Source organism: Burkholderia sp. AU32262, from assembly GCF_020419985.1.
Lineage (GTDB): Bacteria > Pseudomonadota > Gammaproteobacteria > Burkholderiales > Burkholderiaceae > Burkholderia > Burkholderia semiarida.
Genome location: NZ_JAIZRS010000068.1, coordinates 1 through 1,523, shown reverse-complemented (window position 1 = coordinate 1,523; position 1,523 = coordinate 1). Strand labels below are relative to the sequence as shown.

Sequence of the window (1,523 nt, the reverse complement as noted above, 5' to 3'; positions counted from 1 at the left end):
GCACGCCTTCGAGCGTTTCGAGCACCGCCGCGAGCGCCGCCGGCTGGTTCACTTCCCAGTCCTTCTGCGGCGCGAGACGAATGCGCGCGCCGTTCGCGCCGCCGCGCTTGTCCGAGCCGCGGAACGTCGCCGCCGACGCCCATGCGGTCGACACGAGCTGCGACACCGACAGGCCGGTGGCCAGCACCTTCGTCTTCAGCGCGGCGACGTCGGCGGCGTCGATCAGCGGGTGATCGACGGCCGGGATCGGGTCCTGCCACAGCAGGTGTTCCGCCGGCACGTCCGGGCCGAGATAGCGCGAGCGCGGGCCCATGTCGCGGTGCGTGAGCTTGAACCATGCGCGTGCGAACGCGTCGGCGAACTCGGCCGGGTTCTCGTAGAAGCGGCGCGAGATCTTTTCGTAGGCCGGGTCGAAACGCAGCGACAGGTCGGTCGTCAGCATCGTCGGGCGATGCTTCTTCGACGCGTCGTACGCATCGGGAATCACTTCGTCGGCATCCTTCGCGACCCACTGGTGCGCGCCGGCCGGGCTCTTCGTGAGCTCCCATTCGTAGCTGAACAGGTGCTTGAAGAAATCGTTGCTCCACTGCGTCGGCGTCGACGTCCACGTGACTTCGAGGCCGCTCGTGATCGTGTCCTTGCCCTTGCCCGTGCCGAACGTGCTCTTCCAGCCAAGGCCCTGCTCTTCGATGCCCGCGGCTTCCGGCTCGGGGCCGACGTTCGAGGCCGGGCCGGCGCCGTGCGTCTTGCCGAACGTGTGGCCGCCCGCGATCAGCGCGACCGTTTCCTCGTCGTTCATCGCCATGCGCGCGAACGTCTCGCGGATGTCGTGCGCGGCGGCGACCGGGTCGGGGTTGCCGTCCGGGCCTTCCGGGTTCACGTAGATCAGGCCCATCTGCACCGCGGCGAGCGGGCTTTCGAGCTCGCGCTTGCCGGTGTAGCGGCTGTTCGGGCCGCCGCTCAGTTCCAGCCAGATCTTTTCCGAGCCCCAGTAGACGTCGTCCGGCTCCCACGTGTCGACGCGGCCGCCGGCATAGCCGAAGGTCTTGAAGCCCATCGATTCGAGCGCGACGTTGCCGGTCAGGATCAGCAGGTCGGCCCACGAGATGTTGCGGCCGTACTTCTGCTTGATCGGCCACAGCAGGCGGCGGGCCTTGTCGAGGCTGACGTTGTCCGGCCAGCTGTTGAGCGGCGCGAAGCGCTGCTGCCCGCCGCCGGCGCCGCCGCGGCCGTCGGCCGTGCGGTAGGTGCCGGCGCTATGCCACGCCATGCGCACGAACAGGCCGCCGTAGTGGCCGAAGTCGGCCGGCCACCAGTCCTGCGAGGTCGTCATCAGCGCGTGCAGGTCCTGCTTCACCGCGGCGAGATCCAGCTTCTTGAACGCTTCTGCGTAGTCGAAATCCGGGTCCATCGGATCGGACAGCGCCGAATGCCGGTGCAGTACGTTCAGGTTCAGCTGATTCGGCCACCAGTCCTTGTTCGTCGTGCCGCTGCCTGCGGTGTGGTTGAACGGGCACTTCGAT

The 1,523-nt window shown here is 68.2% G+C and carries 1 protein-coding gene; it reads right to left on the bottom strand.

What is annotated here, in order from left to right; translation table 11 throughout:
* Positions 1 to 1,523 (bottom strand): catalase/peroxidase HPI (gene katG / locus LGN10_RS33330; RefSeq protein WP_226226285.1); only part of this gene is annotated, 1,523 nt, incomplete at both ends.